The sequence below is a fragment of the Micromonospora sp. AMSO12t genome (assembly GCF_008806585.1).
Taxonomy (GTDB): Bacteria; Actinomycetota; Actinomycetes; order Mycobacteriales; family Micromonosporaceae; genus Micromonospora; species Micromonospora reichwaldensis.
In genome coordinates this window covers 18,116-34,366 of the sequence record NZ_WAAS01000024.1, presented here as the reverse complement: position 1 = coordinate 34,366, position 16,251 = coordinate 18,116, and the positions used below count along the sequence as shown (strand labels likewise).

Below are 16,251 nucleotides of genomic sequence, written 5' to 3'. Positions count from 1 at the left end.
AATCCGATGTTACCCGGCGCACACATGCCAGGCAGACCATGACGCCCGCCCAGTTTCGAGAACTGAGCGGGCGCCTTGGATCGTGCAGCCCTTACAGCTCGGTGACGGAGCCACCGGCGGCGGTGATCTTCTCCTTGGCCGACGCACTGAACGCGTGCGCCGACACCTGGAGAGCGACCCCGCCCAGGTCCCCGGTGCCGAGGACCTTGACCGGGTGGCCCTTGCGGACCGCGCCGGCCTCGACCAGCTCGAGCGGGCCGACCTGGCCGCCGTTCGGGAACAGCTCGGCGAGCCGGTCCAGGTTGACCACCTGGAAGACCACCTTGAACTTGTTCTTGAAGCCCTTCATCTTCGGCAGGCGCATGTGGATGGGCATCTGCCCACCCTCGAACGCCGCCGAGATGTTCTTGCGGGCCTTGGAACCCTTGGTACCGCGACCGGCGGTCTTGCCCTTGGAGCCCTCACCGCGACCCACACGGGTCTTCGCGGTCTTGGCACCGGGCGCCGGGCGCAGGTGGTGGACCTTGATCGTCATTACTCGACCTCCTCGACCTTCACGAGGTGGTTGACCGTGAAGATCATGCCGCGGATCTCCGGACGGTCCTCCTTGACCACCACGTCGTTGATCCGCTTGAGACCGAGCGAACGCAGCGAGTCACGCTGGTTCTGCTTGGTCCCGATCCCGGACCGGACCTGGGTGACCTTCAGGCGAGCCATCAGGAAGCCACCCCCGCCCGCGACGCCAGCATGGCGGCCGGCGCGACGTCCTCGACCGGCAGGCCACGACGGGCGGCGACGGCCTCGGGGGACTCGAGCCCCTTCAGCGCCGCCACGGTGGCGTGCACGATGTTGATCGGGTTCGACGAACCGAGGCTCTTGGAGAGCACGTCGTGGATACCCGCGCACTCCAGCACGGCACGCACCGGGCCACCGGCGATGACACCCGTACCGGCGGACGCCGGCTTGAGCAGCACCACACCGGCCGCGGCCTCACCCGTCACCGGGTGCGGGATCGACGCGGCGATCCGCGGCACCTTGAAGAAGTGCTTCTTGGCCTCCTCGACGCCCTTGGCGATCGCCGCGGGCACCTCCTTGGCCTTTCCGTAGCCCACACCGACGGTGCCGTCGCCGTCGCCCACGATCACCAGGGCGGTGAAGCTGAAGCGACGACCGCCCTTCACGACCTTGGCGACGCGGTTGATCGCGACGACCCGCTCGAGGTGCGGGGTCTTCTCGACGGGCGCGTTTCCGCGGCCGCCCTCACGGCGGTTGTCGCGGCGACCACCCTCGTTGCCACCGGACCCGCCGCCACGGCGCTGTTGACCTGGCATCAGCAGCCTTCCTTCTCTCTCGTGACGGGGTTTCTAGAACTCGAGCCCGGCTTCGCGGGCGGCGTCGGCAAGCGCGGCGACCCGCCCCGCGTACCGGTTGCCACCGCGGTCGAAGACGACCTTGGAGACGCCGGCGGCCTTGGCACGCTCGGCGAGCAGGGCGCCGACCTTGCCGGCCAGGGCGCTCTTGTCGCCCTCCGTGCCGCGCAGCGAGGCGTCCAGGGTCGAGGCCGACGCCAGGGTGTGACCCTTGGTGTCGTCCACGATCTGGGCCACGATGTGCCGCAGGGAGCGGGTGACCACGAGGCGGGGACGCTCGGCGGTGCCGCTGACGTTCTTGCGGACCCGGAAGTGCCGGCGCGCACGCCCGACGGCACGCTTGGCGGCGACGCCGCGGCGGCGCTTGAGCAGCGTGGCGCTCACTTCTTACCTGCCTTTCCAGCCTTGCGGCGGATGACCTCGCCCTGGTACTTCACGCCCTTGCCCTTGTAGGGCTCCGGCGGGCGGATCTTCCGGATGTTGGCGGCAACCTCACCGACGAGCTGCTTGTCGATGCCGGCCACGTGGAACAGCGTCGGCCTCTCCACCGTGAAGGTGATGCCGTCCGGCGCCGGCACGTGCACCGGGTGCGAGAACCCGAGCGCGAACTCCAGGTCCTTGCCCTTGGCGGTCACGCGGTAACCGGTGCCGGCGATCTCCAGGCTCTTGCGGTACCCCTCGGTGACGCCGACGATCATGTTGGCGACCAGGGTACGGCTGAGGCCGTGCAGTTCCTTGGCCTTGCGCTCGTCGTTCGGGCGGTTGACGTTCAGCTGCCCGTCCTCGGCCCGGTCGATCGTGATCGGCTCGGCCAGGGTGTGCGAGAGTTCGCCCTTCGGGCCCTTGACCTTGACGGTCTGCCCGTCGATCGTGATGTCGACGCCGGTCGGCACCGGGATCGACTTACGTCCAATACGCGACATTTCTACCTGTCTCCCGTTACCAGACGAAGGCGAGGACTTCCCCGCCAACGCTCCGCTTGCGGGCCTGCCGGTCGGTCAGCAGCCCCTGGGACGTCGAAATGATCGCCACGCCCAGCCCGCCGAGCACCCGCGGGAGCCCGTCCGACTTGGCGTAAACCCGCAGACCGGGCTTGGACACTCGCTTGATGCCGGCCAGGCTCCGCTCCCGGTTCTGGCCGTACTTCAGCTCGACGACCAGTCGCTTGCCGACGGCGCCCTCCTCGGGCTCCTCGACCGACCAGGTGGCGATGTAGCCCTCGGCCTTGAGGACCTCGGCGATGTTCGCCTTGATCTTCGAGTAGGGCATCGTCACCTGGTCGTGGTACGCCTGGTTGGCGTTACGCAGACGCGTGAGCATGTCTGCGATCGGGTCGGTCATCGTCATGGATTTCGTCAGCCTTTCTCGCCGGGGTTCCCGAGGCGACACGCCCCGGGCCTACGGCGAAGAGCAATACGTGATCGGTGCAAGGGGTCCCGGCCCGAAGGCCGGGACGCGGTCGCCCTTACCAGGAAGCCTTGGACACGCCCGGCAGCTCACCGCGGTGGGCCATCTCCCGGATGCAGACCCGGCAGAGACCGAACTTGCGGTAGACCGCCTTGGGGCGCCCGCACCGCTGGCAGCGGGTGTACGCGCGAACCGAGAACTTCGGCTTCGCGGCCGCCTTGATGATCAGCGCCTTCTTGGCCATCTCAGTTCTCCTTGAACGGGAAGCCCAGGAGCTTGAGCAGCGCCCGGCCCTCGTCGTCGGTCGTGGCGGTCGTGACCACCGTGATGTCCATGCCCCGCTGCCGATCGATCTTGTCCTGGTCGATCTCGTGGAACACCGACTGCTCGGTCAGACCGAACGTGTAGTTGCCGTGCCCGTCGAGCTTGCGCCCGTCCAGACCGCGGAAGTCGCGGATACGCGGCAGCGCGATCGACAGCAGCCGGTCCAGGAACTCCCACATCCGGTCGCCGCGGAGGGTCACCTTCGCGCCGATCGGCATGCCCTCGCGGAGCTTGAACTGCGCGATGGACTTGGTCGCCCGCCGCACCTGCGGCTTCTGGCCGGTGATGGTGGCCAGGTCCCGGACGGCGCCGTCGATCAGCTTGGCGTCCCGGGCGGCCTCGCCGACACCCATGTTGACGACGATCTTGACGAGCCGCGGCACCTGCATCGGGTTGCCGAACTGGTGCTGCTCCTGCAGCTGCGCCACGATCTCGTTGCGGTACCGCTCCTTGAGGCGCGGCATGGTCTTGGTTTCGGTAGCCGTGGTCATCACAGGTCCTTACCGGTGCTACGCGCGATGCGGACCTTCTGGCCGTTGTCGTCGATCCGGTAACCGACGCGGGTCGGCTTGCCGTCGGAGTCCAGGACCTGCACGTTCGAGACGTGGATCGGGGCCTCCTGGGTGACGATGCCACCGGTCTTGGCGCCACGCTGGGTGGTGCTGATGCGGGTGTGCTTCTTGACCCGGTTCACGCCCTCGACCAGGACCTTGTCCTGCCGCGGGTAGGCCGCGATGACCTTACCCTTGGCACCCTTGTCCTTGCCGGCGATGACGACGACCGTGTCGCCCTTCTTGACCTTCACGGTCACAACACCTCCGGCGCGAGAGAGATGATCTTCATGAACCGCTTGTCCCGCAGCTCCCGGCCCACCGGGCCGAAGATGCGGGTACCGCGCGGGTCCCCGCCGTCCTTGATGATGACGGCGGCGTTCTCGTCGAAGCGGATGTACGAACCGTCCGGCCGCCGCCTCTCCTTGGCGGTGCGAACGACGACGGCCTTGACGACGTCGCCCTTCTTCACACCGGCACCCGGGATCGCGTCCTTGACGGTGGCCACGATGACGTCGCCGATACTCGCGTAGCGCCGACCGGAGCCACCGAGAACCCGGATGCACAGGATCTCCCGGGCACCCGTGTTGTCGGCGACGCGCAGTCGCGACTCCTGCTGAATCACGTCTATCTCCTATGTCTGCCGGTTCTCCGGCCGCGCATGGCGGCCGGAGCCTGGCGGAACCCGCGCCCGACTGACGCCGGGCGAGCTCGAGCCTTCGCTACTTGGCCTTTTCCAGGATCTCCACGATCCGCCACCGCTTCGTGGCGGACAGCGGCCGGGTCTCCATGATCATGACCCGGTCGCCGATGCCGGCGGTGTTCTGCTCGTCGTGCACCTTCAACTTGCGCGTACGGCGCATGATCTTGCCGTACAGCGCGTGCTTGACCCGGTCCTCGACCTCGACGACGACGGTCTTTTCCATCTTGTCGCTGACCACGAGGCCCTCACGCACCTTGCGGCGGGCCCGCGCGGCGGCGGTGGTGGTGTTCTCGCTCATGATGCAGTCACCTCAGTCGGCGCGGCCGAGAGACCCAGCTCGCGCTCACGCATGATCGTGTAGATCCGGGCGATCTCCCGACGGATGACCTGCAACCGCCGGTTGTTGTCCAGCTGGCCGGTCGCGGCCTGCACGCGGAGGTTGAACAGCTCCGCCTTGGCCTCGCGCAGCTTCGTGACCAGCTCCTCCTCGGAGAGCTCACGCAGCTCGGAGGCCTTAACGCCCGCTGCCATCAGGATTCACCCACTTCGCGCGTAACAATGCGGCACTTCATCGGGAGCTTGTGGATCGCGCGACGCATCGCCTCTCGCGCGATCTGCTCGTTGGGGAAGGACATCTCGAAGAGAACCCGCCCCGGCTTGACGTTGGCGACCCACCACTCGGGCGAGCCCTTACCGGAACCCATCCGGGTCTCCGCCGGCTTCTTGGTGAGAGCCTGGTCCGGGAAGATCGTGATCCAGACCTTGCCACCACGCTTGATGTGGCGGGTCATCGCGATACGCGCCGACTCGATCTGGCGGTTCGTCACGTACGCCGGCTCGAGAGCCTGGATCCCGAACTCGCCGAACACCACCCGGTTACCACCCTTGGACGCGCCACTGCGGTCCGGGTGGTGCGGCTTGCGGAAGCCCTTCGGGGGCTTGCGCGGCATCAGCATCTGTCAGCCCTCCTGCTGCGTTTCTGCCGCGGCGGCGACGGCGGCGGGATCCACCGCGTCACCACTCGGCGTCTCGGCCTGCTGCGCGATGGTCGTCGCGGCGGCGGCCCGGCCGGCCTCGGTCCCGCCGGCGGTCGTGCCGGACGAGCCGGACCGACCACGGCGCGGCCGCTCCGGGCGGTCGCCACGGTCACGGCGCGGACGCGACGGAGCCTCGGTCGGGGTCTCCCGGCCCGGCACCGCGTCGCCCTTGTAGATCCAGACCTTCACGCCGATCCGGCCGAAGCTCGTACGGGCCTCGAAGAAGCCGTACTCGATGTTGGCCCGCAGCGTGTGCAGCGGAACCCGGCCCTCGCGGTAGAACTCGGTCCGGCTCATCTCGGCGCCGCCGAGGCGACCCGAGACCTGGACCCGGATGCCCTTGCAGACCGGGTTCTTCATCGCGGACTGCATGGCCTTGCGCATCGCCCGACGGAAGCTGACCCGGCTGGAGAGCTGCTCGGCCACACCCTGTGCGACGAGCTGCGCGTCCGACTCGGGGTTCTTCACCTCGATGATGTTCAGCTGGACCTGCTTGCCGGTCAGCTTCTCGAGCTCGCCGCGGATCCGGTCGGCCTCCGCACCCTTACGGCCGATGACGATGCCCGGCCGGGCGGTGTGGATGTCGACGCGGACCCGGTCGCGGGTGCGCTCGATGTCGACCTTGGAGATGCCGGCGCGCTCGAGGCCCTTGGACATCATGCGGCGGATCTTGACATCCTCGCCGATGTAGTCCTTGTAGAGCTTGTCCGCGAACCAGCGGGACTTCCAGTCGGTCGAGATGCCGAGCCGGAACCCGTGCGGGTGAACCTTCTGACCCATTACTCGGCGCCCTCCGTCTTGCTCTGCGTCTCGGCCGGCTCCGCCTGCTTCGCCGGGGCAGCCTTCTTCGCGGCCGCCTTCTTCGGCGCGGCCGGCGCCACCGCCTCCACCGCGACGGTGATGTGGCAGGTGCGCTTGCGGATCCGGTACGCCCGGCCCTGCGCCCGCGGCTGGAACCGCTTCATGGTCGGGCCCTCGTCGACGTACGCCTCGCTGACGAGCAGCGCGTCGGGGTCCAGCCGCTCGTTGTTCTCCGCGTTGGCGATGGCGCTCGCGAGCACCTTGTACACCTGCTCGCTCGCAGCCTGCGGCGCGAACTGCAGCACCGTGAGCGCCTCCTTCGCGGGCAGGCCGCGGACGAGGTTGACCACCCGGCGCGCCTTCATCGGCGAGATGCGCACGTGCCGCGCAATCGCCCGCGCGCCCGGAAGCACCGGAGCGTCGCCCTTTCCTGGCATCGCTGTAACCCCTTGTTCCTCTATCCGTATGCCCGCGGCGTCAGCGCCGACGGCTCTTCCGGTCGTCCTTCTCGTGACCCTTGAACGTGCGGGTCAGCGCGAACTCGCCGAGCTTGTGCCCGACCATCGCCTCGGTCACGAACACCGGGACGTGCTTGCGTCCGTCGTGCACGGCGATCGTGTGGCCCAGCATCTCGGGGATGATCGTCGAGCGCCGCGACCAGGTCTTGATGACGTTCTTCGAGCCCTTGTCGTTCTGCGTCTCCACCTTCTTGAGCAGGTGGTCGTCGATGAACGGGCCCTTCTTCAGGCTGCGAGGCATGTCTTATCTCCCTCAGCCGCGCTTACGCGTGGCGTAGCGGCGGCGGACGATCAGCCGGTCACTCGGCTGGCCCTTACGACGGGTGCGGCCCTCGGGCTTACCCTGCGGGTTGACCGGGTGGCGACCACCGGAGGTCTTACCCTCACCACCACCGTGCGGGTGGTCGACCGGGTTCATCGCGACACCACGGACGGTCGGGCGCTTGCCCTTCCACCGCATACGGCCGGCCTTGCCCCAGTTGATGTTCGACTGGTCGGCGTTGCCGATCTCGCCGATGCTGGCGCGGCAGCGGACGTCGACCCGCCGGATCTCGCCGGACGGCATGCGCAGGGTCGCGTACACACCCTCACGGCCGAGCAGCTGGATGCCGACGCCGGCCGAGCGGGCCAGCTTGGCGCCGCCGCCCGGACGCAGCTCCACGTTGTGGATCGTGGTACCGACCGGGATGTTGCGCAGCGGCAGGTTGTTGCCCGGCTTGATGTCGGCGCCCGGACCCGACTCGACGCGGTCGCCCTGCTTCATGTCCTTCGGCGCGAGGATGTAGCGCTTCTCGCCGTCGGCGTAGTGCAGCAGCGCGATGCGCGCGGTGCGGTTCGGGTCGTACTCGATGTGGGCGACCTTCGCCGGCACGCCGTCCTTGTCGACCCGCTTGAAGTCGATCAGACGGTACTGGCGCTTGTGGCCGCCACCGTGGTGCCGCGCGGTGATCCGGCCGTGGGCGTTACGCCCGCCCTTCTTCGGCAGCGGAGCCAGCAGCGACTTCTCGGGCGTCGACCGGGTGATCTCAGCGAAGTCGGCGACGCTGGAGCCACGCCGGCCCGGCGTCGTCGGCTTGTACTTACGGATAGCCATTGTCTACACCCCTCAGCTGACCGGGCCGCCGAAGGCCTCGATACGGTCACCGTCAGCCAGCTTCACGATCGCCCGCTTGGTGGCCTTACGCTGCCCGAAACCGGTCTTGGTCCGCTTGCGCTTGCCCTGGCGGTTGAGCGTGTTGACCGTCAGGACGCGGACGTCGAAGATCTGCTGGATCGCGATCTTGATCTCGGTCTTGTTCGCGTCCGGGTGCACCAGGAAGGTGTACCAGTTGCGGTTCAGCTCGCTGTAGCTCTTCTCCGAGACGACCGGCGCCACGATGATGTCGCGCGGGTCGGCGATCGTGCTCACTTGCCACCCTCCTCGGTGGTCTCGGCGGGAACACCCAGGAACTCGTCCAGGGCGTCCTTGGTGAAGACCACGTCGTCGGCCACCAGCACGTCGTACGTGTTGAGCTGGCCGGCCTCGATCAGGTGCACCCGCGGCTCGTTGCGCAGCGACACCCAGTTCAGCTCGTCGGTGCTGCTCAGCACGACCAGGACCCGACGGGCCTCGGTCAGCTTGGTCAGCGTGGCCAGGGCGGCCTTGGTCGACGGCTTCTCACCCGAGACGAACGCCTCGACGACGTGCACCTGCCCGGCGCGGGCCCGGTCGGAGAGGGCGCCACGCAGGGCGGCGGCCTTCATCTTCTTCGGGGTCCGCTGGCTGTAGTCGCGCGGCACGGGGCCGTGCACGACGCCACCGCCGGCGAACTGCGGCGCGCGGATCGAGCCCTGCCGGGCGCGACCGGTGCCCTTCTGCTTGTACGGCTTCTTGCCGCCACCGGCGACCTCGCCGCGGGTCTTGACCTTGTGCGTGCCCTGCCGGGCCGCCGCGAGCTGGGCCACCACGACCTGGTGCATCAGCGCGACGTTGGCCTGGACGTCGAAGATGTCGGCGGGCAGCTCGACGGAGCCGCTCTTGGAGCCTTCGACGGTGAGGACGTCAACGGTGGTCACTTGGCCGCACCGCCCTTCTTCGCCTTGGTCTTGGCCGCGGTACGGACCAGGACCAGCGCGCCCTTGGGGCCGGGAATGGCGCCACGGACGAGCAGGAGGTTGTTCTCGGTGTCGACCGCCTGGACGGTCAGGTTCTGCACGGTGTAGCGCACGCCACCCATGCGGCCGGCCATCCGGGTGCCCTTGAAGACACGACCCGGGGTGGCGCAGGCGCCGATGGAGCCCGGCGAGCGGTGCTTGCGCTCGACACCGTGGCTGGCGCGCAGACCGTGGAAGCCGTGCCGCTTCATCGGGCCGGCGTAGCCCTTGCCCTTGGTCTTGCCGGTCACGTCGATGGAGACGCCGACCGGGAACTCCTCGACCGTGATCTCCTGGCCGAGCGAGTAGTCCGCCGCGTCGGCGGTGCGCAGCTCGACGATGTGCCGGCGCGGCGCGACGTCGGCCTTCGCGTAGTGCCCGCTGATCGGCTTCTTGACCTTGCGCGGGTCGATCGTGCCGTACGCGAGCTGGACCGCGGAGTAACCGTCCTTCTCGGCGCTACGAACCTGGCTGATGACGCACGGGCCGGCCTCGACCACGGTCACCGGGACAACACGGTTGTTGTCCCAGACCTGGGTCATGCCGAGCTTGGCGCCCAGGATCCCCTTGACTTGCCTGTCCATTTGTCCGGTCCCTACAGCTTGATCTCGATGTCGACGCCAGCCGGCAGGTCGAGGCGCATGAGCGAGTCGACCGTCTTCGGGGTCGGGTCGATGATGTCGATCAGCCGCTTGTGCGTGCGCATCTCGAAGTGCTCGCGCGAGTCCTTGTACTTGTGCGGCGAGCGGATAACGCAGAAACGGTTGATCTCCGTGGGCAGCGGCACCGGGCCCGCGACCTGCGCCCCGGTACGCGTCACCGTCTCGACGATCTTCCGAGCCGAGGAGTCGACGACCTCGTGGTCATAGGCCTTGAGCCGGATGCGGATCTTCTGTCCCGCCATGGTGGCTTCTGTTCCTTCTCTCGATGCCGCTGTGTTGCGGGCGCCTGTACCGGCTGGCACAGGCCCACTTCGCCGACCCCCGCGGTCGGGCGTGTCGCGCCCTCGGGCCAGGCTCCGCCCCGGGACTCCGGAGCGACTCTGACCGCGCGGTGGGTCAAGGCGTCGATCGCACTACCGCGACCTGAACGCCGTGCGAGGGTGGTTGGCGGACGGGCCGCCAACCACCCTACGCTCGACTGCTCTGCCACCCGGAGGTTCAGCGAAAGCCGAACACAGGCAGCGAACTGTCGTTACGCAACCTGACTAGTATGCCGCACGACCGGCGGCGGGTCTAATCGGGGTTACCTAGCTCACTTGATGATCTTGGTGACGAACCCGGCGCCGACGGTGCGGCCACCCTCGCGGATCGCGAACTTGAGGTTCTCCTCCATGGCAATGGGCTGGATCAGCTTCACCGTCATGGTGGTGTTGTCACCCGGCATGACCATCTCGGTGCCCTCGGGGAGGGTGACGACACCGGTGACGTCCGTGGTCCGGAAGTAGAACTGCGGACGGTAGTTCTGGAAGAACGGGGTGTGGCGGCCACCCTCCTCCTTGGAGAGGATGTAGACCGTCGCCTCGAACTCCGTGTGCGGGGTCGTGGTGCCCGGCTTGATGACGACCATGCCGCGCTCGACGTCCTCGCGCTTGATGCCACGCAGCAGCAGACCGACGTTCTCGCCCGCGCGGGCCTCGTCGAGCAGCTTGCGGAACATCTCGATGCCGGTGCAGGTGGTCTTCATCGACTTCTCGCGGATGCCGACGATCTCCACCTCCTCGTTCGGCTTGAGCACGCCACGCTCGGCGCGGCCGGTGACGACCGTGCCACGACCGGTGATCGTGAAGACGTCCTCGATGGGCATGAGGAACGGCTTCTCGGTCTCGCGCTCCGGCTGCGGGATCGCGGTGTCGACCGCGGTCATCAGGTCCAGCAGCTTGCCGGTCCACTCGGGGTCACCCTCGAGGGCCTTCAGCGCCGAGACCCGCACGACCGGCAGGTCGTCGCCCGGGTACTCCTGGTTCGACAGCAGCTCACGGACCTCGAGCTCGACGAGCTCCAGGAGCTCCTCGTCGTCGACCATGTCGCTCTTGTTGAGCGCCACGACGATGTACGGCACGCCGACCTGGCGGGCCAGCAGCACGTGCTCGCGGGTCTGCGGCATCGGGCCGTCGGTCGCCGCGACCACCAGGATCGCGCCGTCCATCTGGGCGGCACCGGTGATCATGTTCTTGATGTAGTCGGCGTGACCGGGGCAGTCGACGTGCGCGTAGTGCCGCGCCTCGGTCTGGTACTCGACGTGCGCGATGGAGATCGTGATGCCGCGGGCCTTCTCCTCCGGCGCCTTGTCGATCTCGTCGAACGGCGTGTACGGGTTCAGGTCCGGGTACTGGTCGTGCAGGACCTTGGTGATGGCCGCCGTCAGCGTCGTCTTACCGTGGTCGATGTGACCAATGGTGCCGATGTTGACGTGCGGCTTAGTCCGCTCGAACTTCGCCTTCGCCACTGGGTCCTCCTGTGGACTTCTTGGTTCGTACGCCCGGCGCGCCGGTCGGCGCTTAGGACTCTGTCGACAGCCTTTCCGGCCTGACGGCCGGAGAGCTTTGGTGGGTTCTGCGGCGATGAAGCCTACAGGCCCGGTCTCACGCGTTCCGACCGAGGTGGTCGCGGGCGGGAGCACCCTCCCGCGACCGCCTCGGATCATCGATCACGTCAGGTGAGGGTCACTCACCCGTCGCCTTGGCGATGATCTCCTTCGCGACCGAGGACGGAACCTCGGCGTAGGAGTCGAACTGCATGCTGTAGCTAGCCCGGCCCTGGGTCTTCGACCGCAGGTCGCCGACGTAGCCGAACATCTCCGACAACGGCACCAGAGCCTTGACGACGCGGGCGCCGCTGCGCTCCTCCATCGCCTGGATGATGCCGCGGCGGGAGTTGAGGTCGCCGATGACGTCACCCATGTTCTCCTCAGGAGTGGTGACCTCAACGGCCATCATCGGCTCGAGGAGCGCGGGGTCGGCCTTGCGGGCCGCCTCCTTCATCACCATCGAGCCGGCGATCTTGAATGCCATTTCCGACGAGTCGACCTCGTGGTACTGGCCGTCCAGCAGGGTGAGCTTGACACCCACCAGCGGGAAGCCGGCGAGGATGCCGTACTGCATGGCGTCCTGCGCGCCCGCGTCCACCGACGGGATGAACTCCCGGGGGATGCGGCCACCGGTGACGGCGTTGGCGAACTCGTAGGTCGGGGCGTCGTTGCCGAGCGGCAGCGGCTCCAGGCTGATGATCACCCGGGCGTACTGGCCGGAACCACCGGTCTGCTTCTTGTGGGTGTACTCGACCTTGTCCACCTTGCGGCGGATGGTCTCGCGGTACGCCACCTGCGGCTTACCGATGTTGGCCTCGACGTTGAACTCGCGGCGCATCCGGTCGACCAGGATGTCCAGGTGCAGCTCGCCCATGCCGGAGATGACCGTCTGACCGGTCTGGTCGTCCAGCTTGACGCGGAAGGTCGGGTCCTCCTCGGCCAGCCGCTGGATGGCGGTGCTGAGCTTCTCCTGGTCAGCCTTGGTCTTCGGCTCGATGGCGACCTCGATGACCGGCTCCGGGAAGGTCATCGACTCCAGGATGACCGGGTTCGCCGGGTCGCACAGGGTGTCACCGGTGGTGGTCTGCTTGAGACCCTGCACCGCGATGATGTCGCCAGCCTGGGCTGAGCTGCGCTCTTCCCGCTTGTTGGCGTGCATCTGGTAGATCTTGCCGATCCGCTCCTTGCGGTCCTTGGTGGAGTTGACCACCTGGGAGCCGGACTCGAGCGTGCCGGAGTAGATCCGCACGTAGGTGAGCTTGCCGAGGTGCTTGTCCGTCTGGATCTTGAAGGCGAGGCCCGAGAAGGGCTCCGACTTCGACGGCTTCCGCTGCAGCGGGGTCTCGCCGTCGGTGGCCGTACCCTCGATCGCGGGGATGTCCAGCGGCGACGGCAGGTACGCGATGACCGCGTCCAGCATCGGCTGGATGCCCTTGTTCTTGAAGGCGGTGCCGGTGAGGACCGGGTTGGCCTTGCCGGCGATGGTGGCCCGACGGATGGCGTCCTTCATCTCCTCGACGGAGATCTCCTCGCCCTCCAGGTACTTCTCCATCACCGCGTCGTCGACGTCGGCCAGGGTCTCCACCAGCTTCTCGCGCCACTCCGCGGCGGAGTCGGCGAGGTCGGCCGGGATCTCCTCGATCGCGTAGTCCTCACCCTTCTGCGTCTCGCCGCGCCAGGTGAGGGCCCGCATCTCGACCAGGTCGACCACGCCGATGAAGTCGGACTCGGCGCCGATCGGGATCTGGAGGACCAGCGGGGTGGCGTTGAGCCGGTCGATCATCATCTGCACGCAGCGGAAGAAGTCGGCACCGGTCCGGTCGAGCTTGTTGACGAAGCACATCCGGGGCACGTTGTACTTGTCCGCCTGCCGCCAGACGTTCTCCGTCTGCGGCTCCACGCCGGCGACACCGTCGTAGACCGCGACCGCCCCGTCCAGCACCCGCAGCGACCGCTCGACCTCGACCGTGAAGTCGACGTGGCCGGGCGTGTCGATGATCTGGATCGTGTGGCCCTTCCACTCACACTTGGTAGCAGCGGAGGTGATGGTGATACCACGCTCCTGCTCCTGCTCCATCCAGTCCATGACGGCACCGCCCTCGTGGACCTCACCGATCTTGTACGTGATGCCGGTGTAGAACAGGATCCGCTCGGTGGTGGTGGTCTTACCGGCATCGATGTGGGCCATGATGCCGATGTTGCGTACGTTGGCGAGCGCGTCTGCGGCGGCCACTTCAATCCCTACTTATCGTCGTCTCGACACAACTGGTGGCGGTTCCGGCGCCCGCGAGGGCGCCGGAACCAGGGTGTTACCAGCGGTAGTGCGCGAAGGCCTTGTTGGACTCGGCCATCTTGTGCGTGTCCTCGCGCCGCTTGACGGCGGCACCGAGGCCGTTGCTCGCGTCCAGCAGCTCGTTCATCAGCCGCTCGATCATGGTCTTCTCACGACGGGCGCGGGAGTAGGTGACCAGCCAGCGCAGGCCCAGGGTGGTCGCCCGGGCGGGGCGGACCTCGACCGGGACCTGGTAGGTGGCGCCACCGACGCGGCGGCTACGCACCTCGAGAGTCGGCTTGACGTTGTCCATCGCCCGCTTGAGGGTGACGACCGGGTCGGTGCCGGACTTCTCACGGCAGCCCTCGAGGGCGGCGTAGACGATGCGCTCGGCGAGCTGACGCTTACCGCGCAGGAGGATCTTGTTCACCAACTGGGTGACCAGCGGCGAGTTGTACACCGGGTCAGCGACCAGCGGCTTCCGCGGAGCGGGTCCCTTACGCGGCATGTCAGCTCTTCTCCTTCTTCGCGCCGTAACGGCTGCGCGCCTGCTTGCGGTTGCGGACACCCTGGGTGTCCAGCGAACCGCGGACGATCTTGTAACGCACGCCGGGGAGGTCCTTCACCCGGCCGCCGCGGACGAGCACGATCGAGTGCTCCTGCAGGTTGTGGCCGACGCCCGGGATGTAGGCGGTCACCTCGATCTGGCTGCTGAGCTTGACACGAGCGACCTTGCGCAGCGCCGAGTTCGGCTTCTTCGGGGTGGTGGTGTACACGCGGGTGCACACGCCGCGCCGCTGAGGGGAACCCTTCAGCGCCGGGGTCTTGGTCTTACTCGTCTTAGCCTGGCGGCCCTTTCGGACCAGCTGCTGGATCGTGGGCACCGGGTTTCTCCGCTCCCTTCGACCGCCTGGTGGCGGCCGCACCGTCTGCCGTAGCCGACCAGATGGTCGACTCTCCTACATTCCGACCAGGGCCACCTCGCGGTGGTCCCGGCACCCGCGGTCGGGCGTGTCGCCCAGCTCACGGCCCCGCCGCCGACGCTCGCGCGTTGTCGACGGGGTCTTGCACCGGCGCACGGCAGGCCGCGCGCCGGATCTTTGGCTTTGTCGTGCTCCCACGCGATCTCCGGCTCACCGGATCCAGCGCACGCACGAGTTGCCCGGGCTGGCCCGGGCACAAGGGGAAAGAGTACCTACCACAACCGCACAGGTCAAAACGGAGCGGCCTGCGGAGCGTCCACCGCCTGCCGATCGAACCCGTCGCGCCTACCCGCCCGTGGTGGGCACCTACGGACCCAAGTGTACCGGCTTCCGCGCGGACCGGCCCGTCGACCCCGTCACGGCCGCCGTCACGCCTCACGGGCGGGCGCGGGCGTCACCCGAGCGTCAGCAGCAACGCCAGCCCCAGGCCGAGCAGGCTGAGCAGCAGCCCCGCCCAGCCACAGCTGACGCCGGCCACCGCCAGGCCCCGCCCGGTGAACCGGACCGCCGGCGGGGCGGCCGGACGCCGGATCTGCCGCATCCCCAGCAGGCCGGCCACGACGGCGCCCGCGCCGGCCAGGACGCCCAGCACCGTGAAGGCGCCGGCCGCCCAGGCGCCGCCCACGCCGCCGACCGCGCCGACACAGATCACGAGCAACGCGACAAGCGTCGAGACGATCCCGGCCACCAGCGAACCCACGGCCAGGCCGGAGGTGACCGGCGGCACGTCGAGGTGCACCACGCCGAAGGACGTGCCCGCGACCGGGTCGACCCGCTTCGGCGGCCGGGCGGCCTCGCGCGGCGGCGGTGGCGGGGCGACCGGGCCCGGACCCCACCCCGGGGCCGGCGACGGGCCCGCTGCCGCGGGCGAGGCGCCCCACGGGGACACCGACGACGGGCCCGGGACCCCTGCCCCGGGCGAGGCGCCCCAGGGCGACGCCGGCGACAGGCCCGGGTCCCCTCCCCCGGACGGGGCGTTCATGGGCGCCACCGACGGCGGGTACCCCGGCGCGACGGACGGCGTGCCCGCGTCGGGTCGCGCCCACTGCGCCCCGCCGGGCGGGGCGTCGGGATGCGCGGCGGGGTGCGCCACGGGATCGCCGCCCGGGTAGCGCGCCGGTTCCGTCACGGGTCCTCCTGTCGACGTCTCGGCGTCCACCGCCGCGCGACGGACACCGGGCCAGGCTACCGCCGCCGGCCTGACGGCCCGCGCCCGGCGCGAGACCCGTTCCCCGCGGGCGGGCGGTCAGTCCATGTTCGGTGCGAAGTCCTGCCCGTAGGGCGTGTCGGCGAGCCGGACCACCCCGAGCACCACCGCGGCCACCACGCTGACGGCGACGAGCACCAGGCCCGTCCAGGCCAGCCGCTCCCCCCGCCGCAGCCAGGCGGAGCCGGTCAGGAAACCCCCCGAGGCGTACGCCTCCCGGCGCGCCTGGCGGGCGAGCTGGAGCGCCACCGTGGCCGGCACCACGCCGCCGATGAACAGGCCGGTCAGCGCGCCGATCAGGCCGAGTGCGAAGACCGCCCGCGCCTTGGTGGCCCGGGCCGGGTCCGGGTCGAGCGGATGGCGGGGCAGCCCCGGCTGGGCGACGGGCGCCTGCCCGGGTGCGGTCGTCATGCCCC

The 16,251-nt window shown here is 68.8% G+C and carries 27 protein-coding genes; all 27 read right to left on the bottom strand.

Annotated elements, in window-relative coordinates:
- Nucleotides 1-91 precede the first annotated feature (91 nt).
- The 27 genes from rplO to F6X68_RS06020 all read right to left on the bottom strand — a co-directional run bounded on the left by rplO (nt 92) and on the right by F6X68_RS06020 (nt 16,246).
- The gene (gene rplO / locus F6X68_RS06150; protein ID WP_121399885.1) at nt 92-535 is read right to left on the bottom strand and encodes a 50S ribosomal protein L15; all 444 of its coding nucleotides are present in this window, start codon (nt 533-535) and stop codon (nt 92-94) included.
- Nucleotides 535-717: a 50S ribosomal protein L30 gene (gene rpmD / locus F6X68_RS06145; RefSeq protein WP_074314584.1), complete on the bottom strand. Its 183-nt coding sequence runs from the start codon at nt 715-717 to the stop codon at nt 535-537. The genes rplO and rpmD overlap by 1 nt, the downstream gene beginning before the upstream one ends.
- Entirely contained in the window at nt 717-1,331 is a 615-nt protein-coding gene (rpsE, locus tag F6X68_RS06140; RefSeq protein ID WP_132230907.1) for a 30S ribosomal protein S5, read from the bottom strand. The genes rpmD and rpsE overlap by 1 nt, the downstream gene beginning before the upstream one ends.
- A gap of 33 nt (nt 1,332-1,364) precedes the next feature.
- Entirely contained in the window at nt 1,365-1,742 is a 378-nt protein-coding gene (gene rplR, locus F6X68_RS06135) for a 50S ribosomal protein L18 (RefSeq protein ID WP_172896629.1), read from the bottom strand.
- Between the two features lie 8 nt (nt 1,743-1,750).
- Nucleotides 1,751-2,293, bottom strand: a complete 543-nt coding sequence (gene rplF, locus F6X68_RS06130) for a 50S ribosomal protein L6 (RefSeq protein ID WP_132230906.1) — start codon at nt 2,291-2,293, stop codon at nt 1,751-1,753.
- Nucleotides 2,294-2,309: 16 nt separating this feature from the next.
- The gene (gene rpsH, locus F6X68_RS06125; RefSeq protein WP_073828943.1) at nt 2,310-2,717 is read right to left on the bottom strand and encodes a 30S ribosomal protein S8; all 408 of its coding nucleotides are present in this window, start codon (nt 2,715-2,717) and stop codon (nt 2,310-2,312) included.
- 118 nt (nt 2,718-2,835) lie between these two features.
- Nucleotides 2,836-3,021 carry a type Z 30S ribosomal protein S14 gene (locus tag F6X68_RS06120; RefSeq protein ID WP_007465272.1) on the bottom strand — a complete coding sequence of 62 codons (186 nt, stop codon included), beginning with the start codon at nt 3,019-3,021 and terminating at the stop codon, nt 2,836-2,838.
- A 1-nt stretch (nt 3,022) separates the two neighbouring features.
- On the bottom strand, nt 3,023-3,592 hold the full coding sequence (rplE, locus tag F6X68_RS06115) for a 50S ribosomal protein L5 (protein ID WP_132230905.1): 570 nt from the start codon (nt 3,590-3,592) through the stop codon (nt 3,023-3,025).
- Nucleotides 3,592-3,912: a 50S ribosomal protein L24 gene (gene rplX, locus F6X68_RS06110; RefSeq protein WP_007465276.1), complete on the bottom strand. Its 321-nt coding sequence runs from the start codon at nt 3,910-3,912 to the stop codon at nt 3,592-3,594. Before rplX ends, rplE begins: the two co-directional genes overlap by 1 nt.
- Complete coding sequence (gene rplN / locus F6X68_RS06105; RefSeq protein WP_007465279.1) at nt 3,909-4,277, bottom strand: 50S ribosomal protein L14; 369 nt, start codon at nt 4,275-4,277, stop codon at nt 3,909-3,911. Before rplN ends, rplX begins: the two co-directional genes overlap by 4 nt.
- A 97-nt stretch (nt 4,278-4,374) precedes the next feature.
- Nucleotides 4,375-4,653, bottom strand: a complete 279-nt coding sequence (rpsQ, locus tag F6X68_RS06100; RefSeq protein WP_151453331.1) for a 30S ribosomal protein S17 — start codon at nt 4,651-4,653, stop codon at nt 4,375-4,377.
- Nucleotides 4,650-4,886: a 50S ribosomal protein L29 gene (rpmC, locus tag F6X68_RS06095; protein ID WP_007073028.1), complete on the bottom strand. Its 237-nt coding sequence runs from the start codon at nt 4,884-4,886 to the stop codon at nt 4,650-4,652. The genes rpsQ and rpmC overlap by 4 nt, the downstream gene beginning before the upstream one ends.
- Nucleotides 4,886-5,311, bottom strand: a complete 426-nt coding sequence (gene rplP, locus F6X68_RS06090; protein WP_007465292.1) for a 50S ribosomal protein L16 — start codon at nt 5,309-5,311, stop codon at nt 4,886-4,888. Before rplP ends, rpmC begins: the two co-directional genes overlap by 1 nt.
- 3 nt (nt 5,312-5,314) lie before the next feature.
- Nucleotides 5,315-6,172: a 30S ribosomal protein S3 gene (gene rpsC / locus F6X68_RS06085; protein ID WP_151453330.1), complete on the bottom strand. Its 858-nt coding sequence runs from the start codon at nt 6,170-6,172 to the stop codon at nt 5,315-5,317.
- The gene (rplV, locus tag F6X68_RS06080) at nt 6,172-6,630 is read right to left on the bottom strand and encodes a 50S ribosomal protein L22 (RefSeq protein WP_151453329.1); all 459 of its coding nucleotides are present in this window, start codon (nt 6,628-6,630) and stop codon (nt 6,172-6,174) included. The genes rpsC and rplV overlap by 1 nt, the downstream gene beginning before the upstream one ends.
- Before the next feature lie 40 nt (nt 6,631-6,670).
- Nucleotides 6,671-6,952: a 30S ribosomal protein S19 gene (gene rpsS / locus F6X68_RS06075; protein ID WP_088647003.1), complete on the bottom strand. Its 282-nt coding sequence runs from the start codon at nt 6,950-6,952 to the stop codon at nt 6,671-6,673.
- Nucleotides 6,953-6,964: 12 nt separating this feature from the next.
- Nucleotides 6,965-7,804: a 50S ribosomal protein L2 gene (gene rplB, locus F6X68_RS06070; RefSeq protein WP_091627702.1), complete on the bottom strand. Its 840-nt coding sequence runs from the start codon at nt 7,802-7,804 to the stop codon at nt 6,965-6,967.
- Nucleotides 7,805-7,816: 12 nt separating this feature from the next.
- The gene (gene rplW, locus F6X68_RS06065) at nt 7,817-8,119 is read right to left on the bottom strand and encodes a 50S ribosomal protein L23 (protein WP_088998352.1); all 303 of its coding nucleotides are present in this window, start codon (nt 8,117-8,119) and stop codon (nt 7,817-7,819) included.
- The gene (gene rplD, locus F6X68_RS06060; protein WP_151453328.1) at nt 8,116-8,766 is read right to left on the bottom strand and encodes a 50S ribosomal protein L4; all 651 of its coding nucleotides are present in this window, start codon (nt 8,764-8,766) and stop codon (nt 8,116-8,118) included. Before rplD ends, rplW begins: the two co-directional genes overlap by 4 nt.
- Nucleotides 8,763-9,428, bottom strand: a complete 666-nt coding sequence (gene rplC, locus F6X68_RS06055) for a 50S ribosomal protein L3 (protein ID WP_151453327.1) — start codon at nt 9,426-9,428, stop codon at nt 8,763-8,765. The genes rplD and rplC overlap by 4 nt, the downstream gene beginning before the upstream one ends.
- 11 nt (nt 9,429-9,439) lie before the next feature.
- A complete protein-coding gene (rpsJ, locus tag F6X68_RS06050; RefSeq protein WP_007073037.1) occupies nt 9,440-9,748 on the bottom strand; it encodes a 30S ribosomal protein S10 in 309 nt (102 codons plus the stop codon).
- 350 nt (nt 9,749-10,098) lie between these two features.
- Nucleotides 10,099-11,292 (bottom strand): elongation factor Tu, encoded by a 1,194-nt coding sequence (tuf, locus tag F6X68_RS06045; RefSeq protein WP_151453326.1) that lies wholly within the window; start codon nt 11,290-11,292, stop codon nt 10,099-10,101.
- Between the two features lie 217 nt (nt 11,293-11,509).
- Nucleotides 11,510-13,606, bottom strand: a complete 2,097-nt coding sequence (gene fusA / locus F6X68_RS06040) for an elongation factor G (RefSeq protein WP_151453325.1) — start codon at nt 13,604-13,606, stop codon at nt 11,510-11,512.
- Nucleotides 13,607-13,682: 76 nt separating this feature from the next.
- Nucleotides 13,683-14,153, bottom strand: a complete 471-nt coding sequence (gene rpsG, locus F6X68_RS06035; RefSeq protein WP_077938296.1) for a 30S ribosomal protein S7 — start codon at nt 14,151-14,153, stop codon at nt 13,683-13,685.
- Nucleotide 14,154: 1 nt separating this feature from the next.
- Nucleotides 14,155-14,529, bottom strand: a complete 375-nt coding sequence (gene rpsL, locus F6X68_RS06030; RefSeq protein WP_014440718.1) for a 30S ribosomal protein S12 — start codon at nt 14,527-14,529, stop codon at nt 14,155-14,157.
- A 493-nt stretch (nt 14,530-15,022) separates the two neighbouring features.
- Nucleotides 15,023-15,370, bottom strand: coding sequence for a hypothetical protein (locus F6X68_RS06025; protein ID WP_151453338.1), 348 nt, complete (start codon nt 15,368-15,370; stop codon nt 15,023-15,025).
- Between the two features lie 504 nt (nt 15,371-15,874).
- On the bottom strand, nt 15,875-16,246 hold the full coding sequence (locus F6X68_RS06020) for a hypothetical protein (RefSeq protein ID WP_132230900.1): 372 nt from the start codon (nt 16,244-16,246) through the stop codon (nt 15,875-15,877).
- Nucleotides 16,247-16,251: the final 5 nt, after the last annotated feature.

Bases quoted from the DNA above. Each gene is read 5' to 3' on its own strand.
- rplO (WP_121399885.1), bottom strand. From the start codon at position 535: ATGACGATCAAGGTCCACCACCTGCGCCCGGCGCCCGGTGCCAAGACC.
- rpmD (WP_074314584.1), bottom strand. From the start codon at position 717: ATGGCTCGCCTGAAGGTCACCCAGGTCCGGTCCGGGATCGGGACCAAG.
- rpsE (WP_132230907.1), bottom strand. From the start codon at position 1,331: ATGCCAGGTCAACAGCGCCGTGGCGGCGGGTCCGGTGGCAACGAGGGT.
- rplF (WP_132230906.1), bottom strand. From the start codon at position 2,293: ATGTCGCGTATTGGACGTAAGTCGATCCCGGTGCCGACCGGCGTCGAC.
- rpsH (WP_073828943.1), bottom strand. From the start codon at position 2,717: ATGACGATGACCGACCCGATCGCAGACATGCTCACGCGTCTGCGTAAC.
- F6X68_RS06120 (WP_007465272.1), bottom strand. From the start codon at position 3,021: ATGGCCAAGAAGGCGCTGATCATCAAGGCGGCCGCGAAGCCGAAGTTC.
- rplE (WP_132230905.1), bottom strand. From the start codon at position 3,592: ATGACCACGGCTACCGAAACCAAGACCATGCCGCGCCTCAAGGAGCGG.
- rpsQ (WP_151453331.1), bottom strand. From the start codon at position 4,653: ATGAGCGAGAACACCACCACCGCCGCCGCGCGGGCCCGCCGCAAGGTG.
- rpmC (WP_007073028.1), bottom strand. From the start codon at position 4,886: ATGGCAGCGGGCGTTAAGGCCTCCGAGCTGCGTGAGCTCTCCGAGGAG.
- rplP (WP_007465292.1), bottom strand. From the start codon at position 5,311: ATGCTGATGCCGCGCAAGCCCCCGAAGGGCTTCCGCAAGCCGCACCAC.
- rpsC (WP_151453330.1), bottom strand. From the start codon at position 6,172: ATGGGTCAGAAGGTTCACCCGCACGGGTTCCGGCTCGGCATCTCGACC.
- rplV (WP_151453329.1), bottom strand. From the start codon at position 6,630: ATGCCAGGAAAGGGCGACGCTCCGGTGCTTCCGGGCGCGCGGGCGATT.
- rpsS (WP_088647003.1), bottom strand. From the start codon at position 6,952: ATGCCTCGCAGCCTGAAGAAGGGCCCGTTCATCGACGACCACCTGCTC.
- rplB (WP_091627702.1), bottom strand. From the start codon at position 7,804: ATGGCTATCCGTAAGTACAAGCCGACGACGCCGGGCCGGCGTGGCTCC.
- rplC (WP_151453327.1), bottom strand. From the start codon at position 9,428: ATGGACAGGCAAGTCAAGGGGATCCTGGGCGCCAAGCTCGGCATGACC.
- rpsJ (WP_007073037.1), bottom strand. From the start codon at position 9,748: ATGGCGGGACAGAAGATCCGCATCCGGCTCAAGGCCTATGACCACGAG.
- rpsG (WP_077938296.1), bottom strand. From the start codon at position 14,153: ATGCCGCGTAAGGGACCCGCTCCGCGGAAGCCGCTGGTCGCTGACCCG.
- F6X68_RS06020 (WP_132230900.1), bottom strand. From the start codon at position 16,246: ATGACGACCGCACCCGGGCAGGCGCCCGTCGCCCAGCCGGGGCTGCCC.